This window comes from Bradyrhizobium sp. 142, assembly GCF_023074015.1.
Lineage (GTDB): Bacteria > Pseudomonadota > Alphaproteobacteria > Rhizobiales > Xanthobacteraceae > Bradyrhizobium.
This window is the reverse complement of sequence record NZ_JADPKQ010000537.1, coordinates 1-17,661: the sequence shown is the minus strand read 5'-3', so window position 1 is coordinate 17,661 and position 17,661 is coordinate 1. Positions and strand designations below refer to the sequence as shown.

At 63.4% G+C, this 17,661-nt stretch carries 21 protein-coding genes and 1 tRNA gene; 7 read left to right on the top strand and 15 right to left on the bottom strand.

Annotated features, from left to right (window positions below):
• Window positions 1-4: 4 nt before the first annotated feature.
• The 4 genes from IVA82_RS47550 to IVA82_RS47535 form a co-directional block, all read right to left on the bottom strand.
• Window positions 5-1,507, bottom strand: coding sequence for a glycosyltransferase family 39 protein (locus IVA82_RS47550; RefSeq protein WP_247389567.1), 1,503 nt, complete (start codon window positions 1,505-1,507; stop codon window positions 5-7).
• 19 nt (window positions 1,508-1,526) lie between these two features.
• Window positions 1,527-2,696: a glycosyltransferase family 2 protein gene (locus IVA82_RS47545; protein WP_247389566.1), complete on the bottom strand. Its 1,170-nt coding sequence runs from the start codon at window positions 2,694-2,696 to the stop codon at window positions 1,527-1,529.
• 276 nt (window positions 2,697-2,972) lie between these two features.
• Window positions 2,973-3,173, bottom strand: a complete 201-nt coding sequence (locus tag IVA82_RS47540; protein ID WP_247389565.1) for a hypothetical protein — start codon at window positions 3,171-3,173, stop codon at window positions 2,973-2,975.
• A gap of 137 nt (window positions 3,174-3,310) precedes the next feature.
• Window positions 3,311-3,676: a hypothetical protein gene (locus IVA82_RS47535; protein ID WP_247389564.1), complete on the bottom strand. Its 366-nt coding sequence runs from the start codon at window positions 3,674-3,676 to the stop codon at window positions 3,311-3,313.
• A 104-nt stretch (window positions 3,677-3,780) separates the two neighbouring features.
• On the opposite strand from IVA82_RS47535, the gene IVA82_RS47530 reads away from it, so the two are divergent.
• Together IVA82_RS47530 and IVA82_RS47525 are read left to right on the top strand one after the other, a co-directional pair.
• The gene (locus IVA82_RS47530; protein ID WP_247389563.1) at window positions 3,781-4,617 is read left to right on the top strand and encodes a DUF72 domain-containing protein; all 837 of its coding nucleotides are present in this window, start codon (window positions 3,781-3,783) and stop codon (window positions 4,615-4,617) included.
• An 8-nt stretch (window positions 4,618-4,625) separates the two neighbouring features.
• Window positions 4,626-5,087 carry a DUF488 domain-containing protein gene (locus IVA82_RS47525; protein WP_247389562.1) on the top strand — a complete coding sequence of 154 codons (462 nt, stop codon included), beginning with the start codon at window positions 4,626-4,628 and terminating at the stop codon, window positions 5,085-5,087.
• 227 nt (window positions 5,088-5,314) lie between these two features.
• Here the strand turns inward: IVA82_RS47525 and IVA82_RS47520 are convergent, their stop codons facing one another.
• The 6 genes from IVA82_RS47520 to IVA82_RS47495 all read right to left on the bottom strand — a co-directional run bounded on the left by IVA82_RS47520 (window position 5,315) and on the right by IVA82_RS47495 (window position 11,254).
• Window positions 5,315-6,229 (bottom strand): PhzF family phenazine biosynthesis protein, encoded by a 915-nt coding sequence (locus tag IVA82_RS47520; RefSeq protein ID WP_247389561.1) that lies wholly within the window; start codon window positions 6,227-6,229, stop codon window positions 5,315-5,317.
• A 111-nt stretch (window positions 6,230-6,340) separates the two neighbouring features.
• Entirely contained in the window at window positions 6,341-7,648 is a 1,308-nt protein-coding gene (locus tag IVA82_RS47515; protein WP_247389579.1) for an adenylate/guanylate cyclase domain-containing protein, read from the bottom strand.
• A 30-nt stretch (window positions 7,649-7,678) separates the two neighbouring features.
• Window positions 7,679-8,842, bottom strand: coding sequence for an ABC transporter permease (locus tag IVA82_RS47510; protein WP_247389560.1), 1,164 nt, complete (start codon window positions 8,840-8,842; stop codon window positions 7,679-7,681).
• On the bottom strand, window positions 8,839-9,777 hold the full coding sequence (locus tag IVA82_RS47505; RefSeq protein ID WP_247389559.1) for an ABC transporter ATP-binding protein: 939 nt from the start codon (window positions 9,775-9,777) through the stop codon (window positions 8,839-8,841). The genes IVA82_RS47510 and IVA82_RS47505 overlap by 4 nt, the downstream gene beginning before the upstream one ends.
• Window positions 9,774-10,562, bottom strand: coding sequence for an efflux RND transporter periplasmic adaptor subunit (locus IVA82_RS47500; protein WP_247389558.1), 789 nt, complete (start codon window positions 10,560-10,562; stop codon window positions 9,774-9,776). Before IVA82_RS47500 ends, IVA82_RS47505 begins: the two co-directional genes overlap by 4 nt.
• On the bottom strand, window positions 10,559-11,254 hold the full coding sequence (locus IVA82_RS47495) for a TetR/AcrR family transcriptional regulator (RefSeq protein ID WP_247389557.1): 696 nt from the start codon (window positions 11,252-11,254) through the stop codon (window positions 10,559-10,561). The genes IVA82_RS47500 and IVA82_RS47495 overlap by 4 nt, the downstream gene beginning before the upstream one ends.
• Window positions 11,255-11,353: 99 nt before the next feature.
• Between IVA82_RS47495 and IVA82_RS47490 the strand changes: the two genes are divergently transcribed.
• The 3 genes from IVA82_RS47490 to IVA82_RS47480 are packed head-to-tail and all read left to right on the top strand — an operon-like array spanning window position 11,354 to window position 12,578.
• The gene (locus IVA82_RS47490) at window positions 11,354-11,689 is read left to right on the top strand and encodes a metalloregulator ArsR/SmtB family transcription factor (protein ID WP_247389556.1); all 336 of its coding nucleotides are present in this window, start codon (window positions 11,354-11,356) and stop codon (window positions 11,687-11,689) included.
• A complete protein-coding gene (locus IVA82_RS47485) occupies window positions 11,686-12,150 on the top strand; it encodes an SRPBCC domain-containing protein (protein ID WP_247389555.1) in 465 nt (154 codons plus the stop codon). Before IVA82_RS47490 ends, IVA82_RS47485 begins: the two co-directional genes overlap by 4 nt.
• Before the next feature lie 14 nt (window positions 12,151-12,164).
• Window positions 12,165-12,578, top strand: a complete 414-nt coding sequence (locus tag IVA82_RS47480) for a GFA family protein (protein ID WP_247389578.1) — start codon at window positions 12,165-12,167, stop codon at window positions 12,576-12,578.
• A gap of 41 nt (window positions 12,579-12,619) precedes the next feature.
• On the opposite strand, the gene IVA82_RS47475 is transcribed toward IVA82_RS47480, so the two are convergent.
• Window positions 12,620-13,030 carry a DUF2000 family protein gene (locus tag IVA82_RS47475; protein WP_247389554.1) on the bottom strand — a complete coding sequence of 137 codons (411 nt, stop codon included), beginning with the start codon at window positions 13,028-13,030 and terminating at the stop codon, window positions 12,620-12,622.
• Between the two features lie 145 nt (window positions 13,031-13,175).
• Window positions 13,176-13,565, bottom strand: a complete 390-nt coding sequence (locus IVA82_RS47470; RefSeq protein ID WP_247389553.1) for a DUF4189 domain-containing protein — start codon at window positions 13,563-13,565, stop codon at window positions 13,176-13,178.
• A 197-nt stretch (window positions 13,566-13,762) separates the two neighbouring features.
• On the opposite strand from IVA82_RS47470, the gene IVA82_RS47465 reads away from it, so the two are divergent.
• Window positions 13,763-14,452: an aspartate/glutamate racemase family protein gene (locus IVA82_RS47465; RefSeq protein ID WP_247389552.1), complete on the top strand. Its 690-nt coding sequence runs from the start codon at window positions 13,763-13,765 to the stop codon at window positions 14,450-14,452.
• Between the two features lie 327 nt (window positions 14,453-14,779).
• A tRNA-Arg gene (locus IVA82_RS47460) sits at window positions 14,780-14,866 on the top strand.
• 682 nt (window positions 14,867-15,548) lie between these two features.
• Here the strand turns inward: IVA82_RS47460 and IVA82_RS47455 are convergent.
• The 3 genes from IVA82_RS47455 to IVA82_RS47445 form a co-directional block, all read right to left on the bottom strand.
• On the bottom strand, window positions 15,549-16,079 hold the full coding sequence (locus IVA82_RS47455; RefSeq protein WP_247389551.1) for a hypothetical protein: 531 nt from the start codon (window positions 16,077-16,079) through the stop codon (window positions 15,549-15,551).
• A gap of 127 nt (window positions 16,080-16,206) precedes the next feature.
• Window positions 16,207-17,094 (bottom strand): NAD(P)-dependent oxidoreductase, encoded by an 888-nt coding sequence (locus tag IVA82_RS47450; RefSeq protein WP_247389550.1) that lies wholly within the window; start codon window positions 17,092-17,094, stop codon window positions 16,207-16,209.
• Between the two features lie 100 nt (window positions 17,095-17,194).
• Window positions 17,195-17,661, bottom strand: a 467-nt coding sequence (locus IVA82_RS47445) for a class I SAM-dependent methyltransferase (protein ID WP_247494013.1), incomplete at its 5' end; no start/stop codon positions are given.

Below are 17,661 nucleotides of genomic sequence, written 5' to 3'. Positions count from 1 at the left end.
AGCGCTACCGCGCTTCAGGCGGCGGCGAGCGGTCCAGCACGTCGCCCTTGGCGCCTTCCAAGAGATCGATGCCGTAGGTCTCGACCACGAGCGGCCCGCGCTTGCGCTGCAATTGCGCAACTTGCGTCACCTGCGCAAAGAGGTCGTTGAGGAACGGGCGGCCGCCCTCGCGCAGCTCGTCGAGATAGAGCAGCTTGCCCGCGAGCAGTCTTGGATCGGGTTCGGGCATGTTGACCCAGCGGATACGCTGGCTCTGCTGCGCGATGCAGGTGCCCGGCGGCAAATAGAAGGCGAGCCAGCCGGTCGTGCCGTAGTCCGGCGCCAGGACGCACGTCGCACCGGTGCGCACGCGCACGGCCTCGATCTCGGCGGCGAGCTCGCGCCAGCCGACGCCGACGCTGCGCACGGTCGCATCGCGGCGATAGCCGGATAGCCAGCCGGTATTGGCCTGTACGATAAGGGCCGCGAACATCACGATGCCGGTGGGCGCGGCCCAGCGCAGGCAGAAATCCGCCAAGCGCCGCTGGCGCGGCTTCCACGGCACGAGATTGGCGGCGGCCGCCGCGGCGACGACGAAGGGCGGATAGACCGGCGCGAACCAGTTGGCCTCGACGCGGGCATGCAGCGAATGCCAGACGAAATAGGCGACGATGGCCCAGAACATGGTCTCGATCAGCACGCGCGAGGCCAACGCGCCGGCCCTGCGCCAGGTCAGCGCGTGCAACCCCATCGCCCCGAGGATGAAGACGGGCGGCGTTGCGAATGCGATCTGGGTCGGGATCAGCTCGGCGATGAAGACCGGCCGAAAGTCTTCGATTTTTGCGCGCCCGAGCTGCTTTGCGAACGACACCCATTGATGGTCCGCATTCCAGAGGATCACCGGCGCAAACAGCGCCAGGGCAACAAGGCCGCCGAGATAGGGCCAGGGCGAGAGGAACCAGCGCCGCAGCTTCGGCACCGCCGCGAGCCAGATCAGGATCGCCGGCCCGAAGAACATTGCGGTGTATTTCGACAGCAGCGCCGCACCGACGGCGACGCCGACGGCCAGCCACCAGGCGCCGCGGCCGGTCTCCAGCACCTTGGCGAGAAAGAACAGCACGAAGCTCGAGGCGACAAGCAGCGGCGCGTCGGGCGTCACGATCAGCGTACCGACCGCAGCCAGCAGCGTAACGTTGAGCAGGATGGCGCTGGTCGCGGCGACGCGCGCGCCGCCGAACAGTATCGCGGCCGAGCGATAGATCGCATAGCTCATCGGCAGCGCCAGCAGGATCGACACCAGGCGAACGCCGAGCTCGGTATCGCCGGCGATCATGGTGCCGGCGCGGATCACGTAGGCAACCATCGGCGGATGGTCGTAGTAGCCGCCCGCCAGGTTCTTCGACCACATCCAGTAGTAGGCTTCGTCGAACGTGATCGGCGTGAACGCGGCCGCGACGAGCCGCAAGCCGACCAGCGCAAGGATCACCAGCGCGGTATTGCGGACGATCCGCGCGTCAGCTCCGCCCATGGTCAGCTTCCTCGGCGCGCTATTTCTTGCGCCAGACGAACAGTCCGGACATCGCGTAATTCCACACCACGCCCATCAGCGCACCGGCCATGCCGGCCAGCCACCAGATCGGCTCCTGGTCATAGACCGAGAAGGCGACACCGACATTGGCGAGCAGACCGACGCTGCACACGATGTAGAAAGCGATAAGGCCACGCAGGAGCGCAAAGCCCTTCAGCCGCTGATCGCGATAGGTGAGGAAGTTGTTGAGGATGAAGTTGCTGGTCATGGCAACGATGGCGCCAGAGGCCTGCGCCTCGGCGAACGGCACCTTGAACAGCCGAAGCGCGATGAACAGCGTGGTGAGATGCACCACGAGACCAATGCCGCCGACCATTGCGAACAGCAGAAAGCGAAGCGAGACGGCATCGTTGGTAAACTTCGCCAGCACCAGGCCGAGAAAGTCCAGCGCGACCATGGAATCGAGCTTGCTCTCGCCGTGCTGGCGCTGGCCGAACGTGTAGGGAACTTCGACGGCGCGCAAGCTGCCGTTCGCGCTGGCGACGAGGTCGAGCAGGATCTTGAAGCCGTGCACGGAAAGCTTTGGCGCCAGTTGCTCGAAACGATCGGCGCGAACCATGAAGAAGCCGCTCATGGGATCGGCGATCTCGACCCGCAGCATCTTTTTTGCCACTTCGGTCGCGAGCGCACTGGCGCCGGCGCGCTGCTTGTTGAAACCTTGGCTCTTGTAGCCTTCGATATAGCGGCTGCCGACGACGAGATCAGCCTGCCCGCTCGCGAGCAGCAACAGCATCTTCGGCAGTTGCGTCTCGTCATGCTGGAGATCGGCGTCGATCACCGCAGCATAGGGCGCGCTCGAGGCCAGGATGCCCTCGATACAGGCGCCCGACAGGCCGCGGCGGCCGATGCGGCGGATGCAGCGCACGCGACTGTCGCGCTGGGCCAGCGCCCGCACCACGTCCCAGGTGCCGTCGGGTGAATTGTCGTCGACGAACACGACCTCCCACGCAATGCCCGAGAGCACCGCCTCCAGCCGCCGGTATAGCACCGTGACGTTGTCGCGCTCGTTGAAGGTCGGGACAACGACCGACAATTCCGCCGACCGCGAAGCCGTGCCGCGGGCGTGATCGTGGGCCTTATCTTGGGCCTGCCGCGGATTTTCGGAGCCCGGTCTGATCGCTTCATTCATGACGGCAGCGTATATCCGCCGTGTCCTGCGATGCCAAGCCGGGGTTTCTCTGGGAAATGGCCCAAACGGGGCCCAAAATGCCAACGACCCCGGAACAACGGGCGCGCGTACATCCGGCGCAGCCTGAGCTATTCCAAGGTCGTTCCAACAACGGAGATTGTCACTCAACGTTGCCGTTAGAAGCTAGATGGGAACGGGATAGAGACTTCGCAAGGGGCGCCAGGTACTCTCAGAGTACCCTTTCCGAAGTACCTTCAAAGCCCCTTCTCGAGCCCCCTATTGATTGGGGACTTCCCGGATTACTGGGCCTCTGGGCGCGGGCGCCGCAGGGGCAGGCGCCATGGCAGCCGGGGCGGCGTCGGCTTTGGGCTTCGCCGGCTTGCCGTATTGGCCGATCGGTCCGAACACGACGGCGACCGCAAGCACCACCGCCGCGACGATCGCGCCAATAATGCCCCCCACCGACTCAGACGACATAGCAGCCCATCCCTGTTCCAGATGAGGTTAGTGATACCATGGATGGGCGCGTGGCCGGAAGGGCCCTTCGTAGAGGGGGCGAATAGCGAATGGCGAGTAGCCGAATGAGGAGCGCTGCTTCTGTCCTATTGGCAATTCTACTTTGCTGGCTGCCTGTGCTTGACGAAGGCTGTCACGATATCTTTCTGCGCGGACTCGACCGCCCTGTTCGCGGTCGCGAGATGAGCCCCGGAATCGATCGCCGGATACTGCGTGGTCAGATAGTCGAGCAGCGCCACTCGGTAGTATTGCCGCTCCGACGGACAGGCACCGGCGACCGAGCGGCCGAAATCCTGCTCTGAGAGACCCTGATTGGCGTCGCGCGAATATTCCCGCGCCAGGCAATGCCAGTAATCGTCGCGGCCCTGCATGGCGAGCTTCTGCGCGCCCTTCGCATCGTCATCGTCCGCCATGGCAGCAGATGTCATCATGACGAGTGCTGCGCCCACGACCAGCATCCGCATCTTGTTCTCCTTTTTCGCAGATCCCGCCGCGAAGCTTAGACGGCACGCCGTAACTGGCCAATCACATCTGGTTTGATTAGGATGATGCCCTCCCCTCCTCGTCGATGCGAGATCCTCCCGTGGCCAAAGCAAAAACCGCGTCAAAACAATCCGGCAACATCTTTATCGGCGTCGGCGGCTGGACCTTCGAGCCCTGGCGCGGCGTGTTCTATCCGGAGAAGCTGACGCAGGCCAAGGAGCTGTCCTATGCCGCGTCGAAGCTGACCTCGATCGAGATCAACGGCACCTATTACGGCTCGCAGAAGCCGGAGAGTTTTCGCAAATGGGCGAGCGAAGTGCCGGAGGGCTTTATGTTCTCGGTGAAGGGGCCGCGCTTTGCGACCAACCGCCGGGTGCTGGCCGAAGCCGGCGATTCCATCAAACGGTTCTATGATTCCGGTGTGCTGGAACTCGGCGACCATCTCGGCCCGGTGCTCTGGCAGTTCGCGCCGACCAAGAAATTCGACGGCGCCGATTTCGGCAAGTTCCTTGAGCTGTTGCCGCGCAAGCTCGAGGGACGCGCGCTGCGCCATGTGGTGGAGGTCCGCCACGACAGTTTTTGCACGCCGGACTTCGTCGCTTTGATCCGCGAGTTCGAGACGCCGGTGGTGTTCGCCGAGCACGGCAAATATCCGGCCATCGCCGATGTCGCCGGCGATTTCGTCTATGCCCGGCTGCAGAAGGGCAACGACGAGATCAAGACCTGCTATCCGCCGAAAGAGCTCGACGCCTGGAGCAAGCGCTTTCAGGCCTGGGCCGAGGGTGGTGAACCCGACGACCTGCCGAAGGTTGACACGGCCAAACCGAAGACGCAGCCGCGCGACGTGTTCGCCTACGTCATCCACGAGGGCAAGGTCCGCGCGCCGGCCGGCGCCATGGAACTGATCGCGCGTGTAAGCTGAGGTCGCCGATGGCAAAGGCGAAGAAGCTCTTTACGATTGGCTACGAGCAGACGCCGCCCACGGCGGTGCTGGACGAGCTAGAGCAGGCCGGTGTCAAGCTCGTGGTCGACGTGCGCGCGGTGACCTCGTCGCGCCGTCCGGGCTTCTCCAAGAAGCAGCTCGCCGCGGGCCTGGATGAACGCGGCATTGCCTACGTTCATCTCGCAGCGCTCGGGACGCCGAAGGAAGGCCGCCTCGCCGCGCGCAGCGGACAGTACGACGTGCTGGAGAAGATCTATTCAAAGCACCTGAAGACGCCGCAGGCCAGGGAAGAGATGGACGAGCTCTCCGCGCTGGTGAAGAAGGCCGGACCTGTGTGCCTGCTCTGCTATGAGCGCGACCACACGCACTGCCATCGCCAGATGATCGCGGAGGTGATCGAGGAGCGGGATGGGGTCACGGTGAAGAATCTGGTCGGGCGACTGGTTTAACCTTCCTTCGGGCGGAGGTAGCACAAGACGATGACCTAGCAGTAGCCGTCATCCCCGCGCAATGGCGAAGCCATTGTCGCTGGAGGTGCCGCAGCGAAGCGGAGGCCTCGAAGGACGACGGCGTGCCCCTGAGGTTGCACCTCGGCCGTGCATCCTTCGAGGCTCGCAAGGGCTCGCACCTCAGAATGACGGTTTAGCGCAAGCTTGCCTTGACGAACTGGGCGAGTTCAGCCCTCCCCCGCGAGCCGGAACGTCCCCTCCATCATCTGCACGCATTGCCCGCCGACATGCGCCGAAACGATCTTGCCGTCCTGCTTGCGCACGCGGGTCAGGAGCAGGCTCGGCCGGCCCATGTCAAAGCCTTGGCCGACCGTCAGCTTCAACTCGCCATCCCGCGCGGGATCAAGATCGGCAAACAGCGCGGCCGCGGCGACCGTTGCACTGCCGGTGGCAGGATCCTCCGCGAGGCCGCTGGCGCCGCGCATGAACATCCGCGCCTGCCGCTCGCAAGGCGCCTCCGCCACGGGCACATCGCGCGTGTAGAACCACGCCGAGAACGCGCCGTCGCGCGGAAATGTCCGGGCGAAGGCCGCCGCGTCGGGCCTCGCCCGCTTGAGCGCCTCGCGCGACTGCAGCTCTATCACCAGAAATGGCGTTCCGACGCCGACGATTTGGGGCTCGTGGCGGTCGACCTTGATGTCCTCTGCACTGAGCGAGATGCAGCTCGCAGCATCAGCGGCAGACAATTGCGACAGGCGAGACAGCGGCTGCGGCGCGGTGAGCTCGGTGCTGACCACCCGGCCCCGCTCCCGCAGGATATCGACCGGCACCAGCCCCGCCCTTTCCTCGAAGAGGAGGCGCGGCTTCGACTCTTTCGCGATCGAGGCCAGCACGAAGGCGGTGCCGACATTGGGGTGGCCCGCGAAGGGCAACTCCCTCACCGGCGTGAAGATGCGTACCTCGGCATCATTGGCACTGTCACGCGGCGGCAGCACGAAGGTCGTCTCGGAATAGTTGAACTCGGTTGCGATCGCCTGCATCTGTGCGGTCGACAGCCGGCCGGCATCCAACACCACGGCGAGCTGGTTGCCGCCAAAGGCGCGGTCGGTGAACACATCGACGGTGACGTAGCGGCGCTGCATCTTTCATTCCTCACGCAATCGCAGCCGCGACCGGCTGCATCGCCGGCATGTTAGGAGATGCCGACGGCCGCCGTCATGCCCCAAAATTCGGAGCACTCGGTGCAATCCGCATTATCCGAGTTGAAACACCGCGACCTTCCGCTCGTACCCGCGCACCTCGACCTCGCCGAGCGCAACGGCGTCATCGCCGTCATCGCCGAGCGCTTCGCGCACGGAAGCGGAAATCAGGAGCTGCGAGCCGAACTCCTTGTTCAGCGCCTCCAGCCGCGAGGCAAAGTTCACGGTGTCGCCGATCACCGTGTACTCCTTGCGGCGTGGCGAGCCGATATTGCCGGCGACGACCTCGCCGAAATGGATGCCGATGCCGATCTTGAGCGGCCAGCTTGTGTGCGCATTGATGCGGTCCATCGCGGTCAGCATCTCGCGGCCTGCGGCGGCCGCACGATGCGCGGCGTCGGCGGCTTCGAGCGGCGCGCCGAACAGCGCCAGGAAGCCGTCGCCGAGAAACTTGTTCACGATGCCGCCGTGACGGTCGAGGATATCGACCAGCACCGCGAAGGCGCCGTCCAGGCGGTCCACGACCTCCTGCGGGGAGCGCGACTGCGCGCCGGCGGTGAAGCCGCGGAAATCGACGAACATCACCGCGACGCGGCGAAGGTCGCCGGCCGCACTGGTGCCCTCCGCCATCAGCCGCTCCACCACCTGCGGCGAGACGTGCTGGCCGAACAGGTTCGTCACCCGGTCGCGCGCGGTGGCCGCGGCGATGCTCGCTGCAAATTGCCGCCGCAGCTGCGCACCGACGGCGCCCGCGAGCACACCGCAGATCAGGATGATGGTGCTGCGCACCGCGTGGAAGTAAAGCTGCGGCTCGCCGAGACCGCTTGCGGGATCGTAGATCAGCGCAACGGCGAACAGCTCGGCGCCAGCGACGAAGCCGGTGAAGGTCGAGAGCCAGAAGTCGAGCCGCAAGGTCGAGAGAATGACGAAGATGAAGTACATCAGCGGCACGGCGAAGCCGATGGCCTGGCTCGCGCCCATGGTCCGGATCTGCAGGATCAGGATCACCGTGGGCAGCGACGTCTCGATCAGCGCACCGATATAGCGCCGGACCACCGGCACGTCGCGGTCGAGCCTGAGGTTCTTCCTGATCTGGGTGTGGACCCAGACCTCGAACAGGATGAAGCTGACCAGAAGGCCGTAGACCTCGGCGAGCCCTTCCATGCCGCGCCAGACCCGGTTCACGACGGCAGGGTCGATCAGGTAGATCGCGGTGAGGAACAGGGCCATGACGCAGCCCGTGATGATCAGCGCCCGCACCCGCAACAGCTCGGTGCGCAGCACCTCCCGCGTCAGCTCGCGCTCGAAATCGTCCGACAAAACGGCATGCTGCCGGGTTTTCCTGCTCGCAAAGCTGATCATTCCGCCCCCTTGATTCAGGAGCATCTTGCCTCAATCCAGCGTGCGGCGGAAGCGCGTCACGGCGATGATCATGGCGACCAGCATCAGGGCGGCCAGCGCCAGCGCATCGAAGCGCATGTTCTGCATGGTCGCGCCTTTCAGCATGATGGCACGGACGATGCGCAGGTAGTGCGTCAACGGCAGGCATTCGCCGACATATTGCGCCCAGGCCGGCATGCCGGCAAAGGGGAACATGAAGCCGGACAGCAGAATGCTCGGCAGGAAGAACATCATCGACATCTGCATGGCCTGGAGCTGGTTCTGCACCACTGTCGAGATCGTGTAGCCGATCGACAGATTGGTGGTGATGAACAACGTCGACAGCAGCGCCAGCAGGAACAGATTGCCGAGCACGGGCACGCCGAAAAGGCCGACGCCAATACCGATGATGAGAAACGCCTGGACGAACCCGACCAGCACGTAGGGGATGATCTTGCCGAACATCACCTCGACCGGCTTGATCGGCATCGAAAGCAGGCTCTCCATGGTGCCGCGCTCGACCTCGCGCGTCACCGAGAGCGCGGTGAAGATCAGCATGGTCATGGTGAGGATGGTGCCGACGAGGCCGGGCACGATGTTGAGGCTCGAGACTGCGGCCGGATTGTAGCGGGCATGCGCGCGGATCTCGAACGGCATCTCCGGGGGATTGCCGATATAGAGATCGTGCTTGAGCGCGGTCTGCACGATCGTGCCGAGCGAGCCAAGCGCCGAGCTCGCGGCCACCGGATCGGTCGCATCGGCCGCGACCAGCAGCGCCGGCTTGTCGCCGCGCCGCACCGCCCGCTCGAAGCCGCGCGGGATCTCGACCCCGAACAGCACCTTGCCGGATTTCAGGAGATTGTCGAAATCGTCGACGTCGTGCACCTCGTAGATGAAGCGGAAATAGGCGGTGTTCTCCAGCGCCTTCAGCACAGAGCGGGCGAGATCGCTGTCCTCCTGCAGCAGCACCGCGCTCGGCAGATTGTGCGGCGTGGTGTTGATGGCATAGCCGAACAGCATGAGCTGCATCACCGGCAGCATCACGATCATTGCAAAGGAGACGCGGTCGCGCTTGAGCTGGATGAACTCCTTGACCAGCATCGCGTAGGAGCGCCGCAGGAAGCCGAAGCGCTCGCGTATCTCGTGTTCAGGGGTGTGATCAACGACACTGCTCATTGGAAATTATCCCTGGAGCGGCCCATCAGCTCGATGAACACGTCTTCGAGCGACGGCGACGATTTCTGCCAGTGCAGGCCGCTTTTGTCACGCCACGGCGCGATGCTGGCTTCGAGCGCGGCGACGTCGCGGCCGGACACATGCAGCGAGGTGCCGAACGGCGCCACCATATCAACTCCGGGCTTGCCGGGGAGCTCGGCTGCGAGCCCGTTCAGGTCCTCTCCCGTCACCGTGTAGGTCGTCAGCGCGGATTTGGCGATCACCTCCTCGACGGTGCCGTGCGCGAGCAGATGGCCGTAGGCGATATAGGCGATCTCGTGGCAGCGCTCGGCCTCGTCCATGTAATGGGTCGAGACCAGCACGGTGAGGCCATCGGCTGCGAGCGCGTGGATCTCGTTCCAGAAGTCGCGCCGCGCCTTGGGATCGACGCCGGCGGTCGGCTCGTCCAGCAGCAGCAACTTCGGATTGGGCAGCGTGCAGGCCCCAAGCGCCAGCCGCTGCTTCCAGCCGCCGGAGAGCTCGCCCGCAAGCTGCTCCTCGCGCCCCGAAAGCCCGAGCCGATTGATCATGTCCCGCGCAGCACCACGGGCATCGCGCAGGCCGTAGAGCCGTGCGACGAATTCCAGGTTTTCGCGCACCGAGAGGTCCTGGTACAGGCTGAAGCGCTGGGTCATGTAGCCGACCTGGCGCTTGATCTTTTCGGCGTCGCGGCGAATGTCGTAGCCGAGGCACGTGCCCTCGCCGCTGTCGGGCGTCAGCAGGCCGCAGAGGATGCGGATGGTGGTGGTCTTGCCCGAGCCGTTCGGCCCGAGGAAGCCGTAGATCGAGCCGCGCTTCACCTGCATCGACAAATCGTGCACGACCTCGCGGCCGCCGAACGATTTGGTCAGGCCCTTGACGTCGATCGCAATGCCGTTGCCGGTTGTCCCGTTCATCGCTTGTCCGCCACCGGAGTTTTGGGATCGAGATAAACATTGATGGGCTGGCCGACTCGCAAGGCGTCGGGCCGCGACGGGCGCGCCTGGATCAGGTAGACGAGCTTGTTGCGCTCATCGAGGCTGTAGATCACCGGCGGGGTGTATTCGGCCGTGGTCGCGATGAAGTAGACCTTTGCGGTCAGATCGGCGGCGCAATTGTCGCAGGCAACCCGCACCGTGTCGCCGATGGCGAGCTTCGGCAGCTCGGCCTCCGGCACGAAGAAGCGCAGCTTCATGTTGCCCGGCGGCATGATCGAGAGCACCGGCCGCTGCGCCGCCACCATCTCGCCCTCGCGGAAATAGATCTGCTGGATGGTGCCGGCGACCGGCGCAAAACCCTTGCGCCGCGCCATCCGCGTCTGCGACGTCGCCACCCGCGCCTCGGCAACGCGCAGGGCCGACACTGCGGAATCGAGATTGGCCTGGGTGCCGGAGCCGGTCTTGCTGAGCGAAGCGGCACGATCATAGGTCTGCTGCGCGTTGGCGAGCGTCGCCTTGTTCTGGTTAAGGTCGGCGAGCTGGAGATCATCGTCGACGGAATAGACGGGATCGCCGACCTTGACCTCGTCGCCCTCGCGAACGCTGAGCTTCGTCACCCGACCGGCCTCGTCCGGGCTGACGAAGATCATGTCGGCCTCGACCCAGCCCTGGAAGCCGGGATCGCGCTTCTCGTTGCAGCCTGCGAGGCCGGCCGCCAGTACAAGAGCTAATGCAAATCTGAAAATTGCTTGCGACGACGTCATGTCGTCCTCCGTTCGCCAAAAATCAAATCAAGGTGAACGCGCAGCATCTCCTGCGCATCGAGCGGCGCATGCCGCGCAAACAGGCTCTGCCAGATCACCGCCACCATCGCAGGGGCGACCATGATCTGCGGGAAGCGCGCGAGGTTCTTCTCGCGGATCTCGCCGCGGGCGATACCGAGCTCGATCAGCGCACGCATGCCGGCGATCCCGCGCGAGACCACCTCGCGATAATAGAAATCCGCAACGGCCGGAAAGCGCGGCCCCTCCGCCACGATCAGCCGCACCAGATCGCCGCGACGAGTATTCGCGACTTCCTTGAGGAAGTTGCGGGCAAAGGCCTCGACGAGGTCACGCACCGAGCCGGTCGGCGGCGGCAGAGCCGTCAGCCGCTCCACCACCGGCACCATCACGATGCGGACGAGCTCCTCGAACATCGATTCCTTGTCCTTGAAGTGCAGGTAGATCGTGCCCTTCGCCACGCCTGCGCGCTTTGCGATATCGTCGAGCCGGGTCGCCGCGAATCCGCGCGCGATGAACTCCTCTAGCGCCGCCTCCACGATGGCCGCACGCCGTTCCGCCGCGCGCGCGGCTCGGTTCGAGGCGGGCGTGGCCGGCTCGCCTCCGGCTTCGGGCGCACGGCGCCTGACGCTGGTTGCCGACGGTATGGCGGCCTTGGTCGGGCTTCTCGTCATGTTTTATTTATGACTGACTGGTCAGTCATTGTCAAGCTTGACGTCAAATCAGACAGATTAGTATTGACTAATGCATTAGTATCTACTAATCTATATCCCATGATCGAAGTCGTCCCAAACCCCGTCACCAGCGTGATGCGCGCCCTTGCCGATCCGACCCGCCGCGCCGTTTTCGAGCGCGTCTTCGAGAGCAAGGAAATCACCGTCGGCGAGCTGACTATTGGCAGCGGCGTGACCCAGGGCGCGATTTCGCAGCACCTGAAATCGCTGAAGCAGGCCGGCCTCGTCGCCGAGCGCGCGGAGGGCCGCAACGTCTATTACCGCGCCGCGCCTCAAGGGCTCGAGCCCCTGGTCGGCTGGATGGACCATTACGGCGTGTTCTGGCGCGAGCGCTTCCAGAATCTGCGTGAACTCTTGAAGGAGATCGATCCGTGAGTGCTGCCGAACTGAAAGCCGAGACACAGGACATCGTTCTGGACGAGGTCCTCCCCCACGCCACCGCGACGGTCTGGAAGGCGCTCACAAGCGCCCAGTTGATCGCGCGCTGGCTGATGCCGCCGACCGGCTTCGAGGCCGTCGAAGGCAATACCTTCACGTTTCAAATCAAGCCCGCCGGGGCTTGGAACGGCGTGATCCATTGCAAGGTGTTGGAAGTCGTGCCGAACCGGCGCCTCGCCTATGCCTGGAAGAGCGGGCACGAAGGCAATACCGGCTATGGCGCGCTGCTCGACACCGTCGTCACCTGGTCCCTCACCTCGGTCGAAGCTGGCACCCACCTTTCTCTGGTGCATTCCGGCTTCGTGACGCCGAGGAACGAGCTGGCCTACCGCAACATGAGCGAAGGCTGGGCCAAAATCCTGCGCCAGCTCGATGCCGTCAGCGGAGAAATCAAATGAGCGGGAGCATGACAATGGAGAAGCCCTATACCGGCGGCTGCGCCTGCGGCGCAGTCCGCTACCAGATCTCAGCCGAGCCGGTATTCAGCAATGATTGCCAATGCCGGGATTGCCAGCACGAAAGCGGCACCGGCCACGGCTCGCACATGACGTTTCCCCGCGCCGGCGTGACGGTGACGGGCGAGGCCAAGCACTGGGACATGACCGCGGACAGCGGCAATGTGAAGACGCGCGCCTTCTGCCCGAATTGCGGAGCGCCGGTCTACATGACGTTTTCCGCCATGCCCGACATCTTCACCATCCGCGCCGCAAGCCTCGACGATCCCGGCCGTTACAAGGCGCAAGTGGTAACTTACGCTGCGCGCGGCCACGCCTGGGATCATCTCGATCCAAGCCTACCGAAATTCGAGGGCATGCCACCGGCGTGACGCGATCGAACGTTTTTGCCCGTGCCATGCGGGCAAAAACTTCAGCTATGAAACTTCAAGCCGTCCACGATCTTGTCGATCACCTTGCGCTCCGCGCGCATCGCCAGACCGACGAGATTGAGATTGGCACGCGGCACCGCCCTCACCGCCTCGCGATTGGCGGCATCATGCGCGGTCTTGAACATGTCTTCGGTGTAGACCGCCGGCTTGACGTTGCGCGTGAGCGCCCGATCAAGGGCGCGCGACAGCGCGGAACCACCGGCACCGTAGATCAGGATCGGCTGGCCGATCAGCGCGTGATATTTTGTACCCGTGGCGTCCTCATAGGGCTCGCCGATGCATCCCGGAAAAGCCGCGGCGATGCCGCTGGTGAGAAAGGACGCGACGTTAAGCTTCTGCCAGACCTGTAGATCGGAGCGGATCACGACCGCGATCTTGGTGTCGAACTGCATGTTGTTCCTCAGCTGTCATTCCGGGGCGCGCCTTGGCGCCCACCCGGAATCCATCGGGGCTGCAGAGTTGGCGGAGAAATGGATTCCGGGTTCGATGCTACGCATCGCCCCGGAATGACGGCAAGAGGAATTAGCCCTTCAGGAATCAGCCCTTCGCGTCGCAGGCCCAGGCGCGGATCACGCATTCCTTGCCGCCATACTTGTAGCATTCGCGCGTGGCGGCATTGAGCGTGGCCGAGATCTTCGACTTCACGGCATAGCCATAGGCGCCGCAGGGATTGGCGAGATCGACCGCCATGGCAGCGCAGGCGCGCTTCATGGTCACGGTGGTGCAATCGCCCTTGCACTGCTTCTGTGCCGCGGTGCGCGCATCGTGCTCGGCGCCATAGTCGTAGGCCTGGCCGTAGGCGCCGCACTTGCCGACCGCGAAGGCACCGGCGGCGTGCGCGTCCGTGACGTGGCGAGCGCCGGCGACACAAATCGACAGCGCAAAGAAAAACATCGCGCAACGGCGCGCGACGACGTTCGTAACCATGGAAAATCCCCTCCCCCCAAGGCAGGTGGAGGGAACTCTAAGCGGCGGTCGTTTCCAGATGGTGAACGCCTGATTGAAAAGCCGCGCCGGGCGCACCGAAGGGCCAAAAAGCGACATTCGACGCTCATCCCTATCGCGATAGCGCACTTCGACGTCTTCACTTACAATCCGGTTCAACCGTTTTCGGAGGCACCGGGATGCAAACCATCGGCCTGATTGGGGGCATGAGCTGGGAGAGCACCGCGCTTTACTACAAGCTCATCAATGAGCGGGTCCGCGATCGCATGGGGCAGCTGCATTCGGCTCCGCTGTTGATGTATTCGTACGACTTTCAAGAGATCAAGGACATGCAGTATGCCGGCCGCTGGGGCGAAGCGGCGGCAAGCTTGACAGACATCGCGCTGCGTCTCGAATGCGCCGGGGCGCGCGCGATCGTCTTGTGTACGAACACGATGCACAAGCTTGCGTCCGATATCGTATCGAGGCTGACCGTTCCGTTCATTCACATCGGTGACGCGACCGCTCAACGAATTCGAGCTCGCGGATATCGGCGGGTCGGGCTCCTCGGCACGAAGTTCACGATGGAGGAAAACTTCTACATCGACCGGCTGCGCGCGCACGGTCTCGATGTCCTCATTCCTCCTGTCGACGCGCAGGCTGACGTGAACCGCATCATCTACGACGAGTTGTGCCTGGGCATCGTCGCCGTTCGCTCTCGCGACCGCTACAACGAAGTGATGGCTGCGCTCGTCGCCCAGGGAGCGGAGTGCATCATCCTTGGCTGCACCGAGATCACGATGCTGGTCGGCCCGGCCGACACATCAGTCGAGACGTTCGACACAACGGCAATTCACGCAGAGACAGCGGCCGATTTCGCGATCGGATGATTGCGCGCGCCAAGGCCATCAAGGGACGTTCGCCATCGAAAGCAATTCCAGCTTCGCAGACGATTTTTCCAACAACCGGACTTGCGCTATCCGCCGCGGATCATTCCGATAGTTCTCAAAGTCCGCGTCGGATGCAAAGCTGATGATGTGCATCTCTATGGTGCCATCCGGATTCCGAAGTCGACGCTCCAAACGCCCGTTAAACTCGGGCAATAGCGGCAACACTGGTTTGACGATGTCGCAACAGAGGCCCAGCGGATTACTTTCATTGGGTCGCTGGACGGCTAAGGCGTGAATGAGGAGCAGATTTATCTATGCTCTTCCGTAGCACACGTGGCTAGGAGATTGTCTGCGCGCCTGACCGTTGCCCTCCGAAGGCAAAGATCACACGTTCGAATCGTGTCGGGTGCGCCAGTTTTTTGTTTATTTTACAGCTCTCATTCGAGCGAGTAAGCAATCTGGAGAAAATCGTCGCCGAGAGTAGATAGCTCGCAACCGACGATGTCGGTCAGAAGCTCGCTCGCGCCGCATCGGGCACAAAAGTGGATTGACAATCGGGCAGCTTCGCCGCGATGTGCCGGTCATGTGCTATGGGATCGTTTCGGTCGCATTCACCATGCCAAAGCATGACTGGTGCGCGGATTCCGGATAGGTCGAAGCCCCACGCGCGACGCAACAGGATCATCTCTCGCGCCAACTCGCCGTCCCTAAAAGCTCTCGCGCATTTTCAGTAGAGATCGCAGCCACTTCCGGCCAATCAAGAATGTGCCGATCACTTTTCGGGACTTCGCTGCGCAGCGTCTCCAGAAAGCGTGCGCGATTGGCTCCGGCCCGTCGGGCAATAAGCGTCAATAGCCATGGCGTCTACTGGGTTAGCTGGAAAGCACGCTTGGTTGTCAATAGCACGCGACGCTGCTGATGAGGCCGACAACTGTAATGCGGCCCCTCAGCTGGTGACCACAAGCCAAAGCGTGTGGTCCACCGCCCGGCGATGAGAAAGCCCAAGAAGCCGAGCGCTATGATCGGCAGGCGCTGTAGCCACGACGACGGTGAGTAGGTCCAGCCGGGCGGGACGGTACCCGCATCCATCATGCCCTCATGGCTCATGCCCGGCATCATCGGAACAAGCACCGAAAAACGTGATCGCGACTGCGCCGACTAGCGTGTCGTTCATGAAGGCTGCGGCACTCGGTGTCCAGAAGAACAAGGGGGCGAACAGGAGCCATAGGCCGACAAGCGTCGTTCCCCACTGTGCCCACGAGAAACGCGGCGACAGCGAGAGCACGCCGAGCAACATCAACAGCAGGCCGGAGCCGATGTCGCTCCAGCCGGTAAGCGCGTTGCGCAAGGATGGCTCCCACAACCCGCGTTCCTGTGTGACGTCCCGCACCGTGCCGGCGGCGGCCGGATCGAAAAGCGCGAATTGAAGCGGGCTCGTCAGGAGCCAGAGTCCGAGTGTGATGATCAAAAAATGGGCCCAGAGCATTTGCTGGCCCATTCCAGCCATATCGGCCATGTGCCCGGGCCGCGTCTTTTCCTGCTCCGCGTCAAATTTTTCAGCGCGCTCGCGTGCTTTCGTTCCCCGGTCCACCATTTGGCCGCATTCAGCTTGTTTGCCCGATACCATCCAGCCGGCTCGGCCTTGAGCGCGTCGATCATCCGCGGCAGTGTCTTGCGCAACGAATGCCGCGGCTCCCACCCGAGATGCTTTCGGGCGCGGGCGATGTCGACAACGTAGTGATCGCTGGCGATATCTACCATCCAGGAGCGGATGAAGGACTCTTCGCCGAGGACGTCCTGTTGAACCCAAGCCCCGCTTTGGCGAGCGCCGTGGGGATCTCCCGTGTTTCCCAGCTCTCGCCACGAATCAGCCGACCGATTTCGGCCTGCAACTCGCCGTAGCCGATCGCCTCGGGCTCGCCGAGTAGCAGCGCAAGTTCAGGCGGAAGGTCCTTTCGTCGCTCGATCACAAGCAACACGGCGTCGGCAAGGTCTTCCAGATGAAGAAAGGATTGCGCGGTGCGCAGGTCGCCTGGATACACATGTCCGGTCGGATCGTCCTCGTAAATCCGGGCGATCTGGTTTGCCAGAAAAATGTTGCGGCACAGGTCGTCATAGACCCCAGCCGGACGAAGATAGACGATCGGGATCGTCCCGTGCTCTTCGTGTATCAGGCGCTCGGTCTCGATTTTCGACGTGCGGTACGGCAGGTTCGACTCAAGCGGCCGGTCTTCGTTTATCACGTCGCCCGGTCGGCCTGCTCTGTGCGCCAGCATTGAACTCGCGAGCACAAATTGCTCGACCTCGAATGATTGAAGGCCATGCAGAAGTTTTTCGGTACCGTGAACGGTGATCTGTTCGTATAGCGGGTTCGGTTCTCCGGTAAGATCGAAATAGGCCGCCAGATGGACGACGGAAGCGATGCGCGAGCCATAAGCCGTCCGAACGCGCCGCAGGCCGGCCTCGATAGCCTCTTCCGAAGTGAGATCGATACAAACGCACTCCGCGGCCGGCGGGGGTTGATGCGTCACCGCCCGATCAAGGCCGATTAGGCGGAATTGATCAGCGAATCGATTTATGAGGGCCGAACCGATGAACCCGGTGCTGCCGGTGACAATGACTACATCTTTGTGCTGCGCCATGGGTGCACCCTACTCTCATCTAAACCGCCAGAGAGCCGGCTGGTTTCAACCGCTAGAATTTGAGTGCGCTGAAGAGCCCTTGCACAGGCTGCGAGCTGGATCAGTCCGGCTGTGCGCTACCTTCGTACATGAATGTCATCGGCTTCGGTCCGGGCATGTAGCCTGTCTCGATCCGGTCGATGCGGAATCCTGCCGTTTCGATCATGGAGCGGATTGGGCGGTTAAGGCGACAGCCACCGCTGATATGCCGCCAGGCTGGCGTCAGCCGATCCTGCCACCAACGCACACTCTCGTCCGGTGCAATACCGTGCTCGACGAACAGGAGCTTGCCGGCCGGCCGCAGCACGCGCCGCATGTCTGCGAGCGCCGTGGCAGCTTGCGGGATCGAGCACAAGGTCCAGGTCGTGACGACCGTATCCACGCTATGGTCGTCGAGCGGAATGGCTTCGGCGGAAGCTTCGACGAAGCGTAACCGGTATGAGCTCCCACGTCTGCGGTGATCAGCGGGCGCGAGCGTAGCGGATCGGCATCCAGTATTGGCGCATGGCCTCGACGGCCGCTGGAAGA

Excerpts from the sequence above, each read along its gene's own strand:
- IVA82_RS47530 (WP_247389563.1), top strand. The coding sequence starts at position 3,781 with ATGCGAGATCCTCCCGTGGCCAAAGCAAAAACCGCGTCAAAACAATCC.
- IVA82_RS47550 (WP_247389567.1), bottom strand. The coding sequence starts at position 1,507 with ATGGGCGGAGCTGACGCGCGGATCGTCCGCAATACCGCGCTGGTGATC.
- IVA82_RS47500 (WP_247389558.1), bottom strand. The coding sequence starts at position 10,562 with ATGACGTCGTCGCAAGCAATTTTCAGATTTGCATTAGCTCTTGTACTG.
- IVA82_RS47465 (WP_247389552.1), top strand. The coding sequence starts at position 13,763 with ATGCAAACCATCGGCCTGATTGGGGGCATGAGCTGGGAGAGCACCGCG.
- IVA82_RS47480 (WP_247389578.1), top strand. The coding sequence starts at position 12,165 with ATGGAGAAGCCCTATACCGGCGGCTGCGCCTGCGGCGCAGTCCGCTAC.
- IVA82_RS47490 (WP_247389556.1), top strand. The coding sequence starts at position 11,354 with ATGATCGAAGTCGTCCCAAACCCCGTCACCAGCGTGATGCGCGCCCTT.
- IVA82_RS47515 (WP_247389579.1), bottom strand. The coding sequence starts at position 7,648 with ATGATCAGCTTTGCGAGCAGGAAAACCCGGCAGCATGCCGTTTTGTCG.
- IVA82_RS47505 (WP_247389559.1), bottom strand. The coding sequence starts at position 9,777 with ATGAACGGGACAACCGGCAACGGCATTGCGATCGACGTCAAGGGCCTG.
- IVA82_RS47520 (WP_247389561.1), bottom strand. The coding sequence starts at position 6,229 with ATGCAGCGCCGCTACGTCACCGTCGATGTGTTCACCGACCGCGCCTTT.
- IVA82_RS47475 (WP_247389554.1), bottom strand. The coding sequence starts at position 13,030 with ATGCAGTTCGACACCAAGATCGCGGTCGTGATCCGCTCCGATCTACAG.
- IVA82_RS47450 (WP_247389550.1), bottom strand. The coding sequence starts at position 17,094 with ATGGCGCAGCACAAAGATGTAGTCATTGTCACCGGCAGCACCGGGTTC.
- IVA82_RS47510 (WP_247389560.1), bottom strand. The coding sequence starts at position 8,842 with ATGAGCAGTGTCGTTGATCACACCCCTGAACACGAGATACGCGAGCGC.
- IVA82_RS47545 (WP_247389566.1), bottom strand. The coding sequence starts at position 2,696 with ATGAATGAAGCGATCAGACCGGGCTCCGAAAATCCGCGGCAGGCCCAA.
- IVA82_RS47525 (WP_247389562.1), top strand. The coding sequence starts at position 4,626 with ATGGCAAAGGCGAAGAAGCTCTTTACGATTGGCTACGAGCAGACGCCG.
- IVA82_RS47455 (WP_247389551.1), bottom strand. The coding sequence starts at position 16,079 with ATGGTATCGGGCAAACAAGCTGAATGCGGCCAAATGGTGGACCGGGGA.
- IVA82_RS47540 (WP_247389565.1), bottom strand. The coding sequence starts at position 3,173 with ATGTCGTCTGAGTCGGTGGGGGGCATTATTGGCGCGATCGTCGCGGCG.
- IVA82_RS47495 (WP_247389557.1), bottom strand. The coding sequence starts at position 11,254 with ATGACGAGAAGCCCGACCAAGGCCGCCATACCGTCGGCAACCAGCGTC.
- IVA82_RS47535 (WP_247389564.1), bottom strand. The coding sequence starts at position 3,676 with ATGCGGATGCTGGTCGTGGGCGCAGCACTCGTCATGATGACATCTGCT.
- IVA82_RS47470 (WP_247389553.1), bottom strand. The coding sequence starts at position 13,565 with ATGGTTACGAACGTCGTCGCGCGCCGTTGCGCGATGTTTTTCTTTGCG.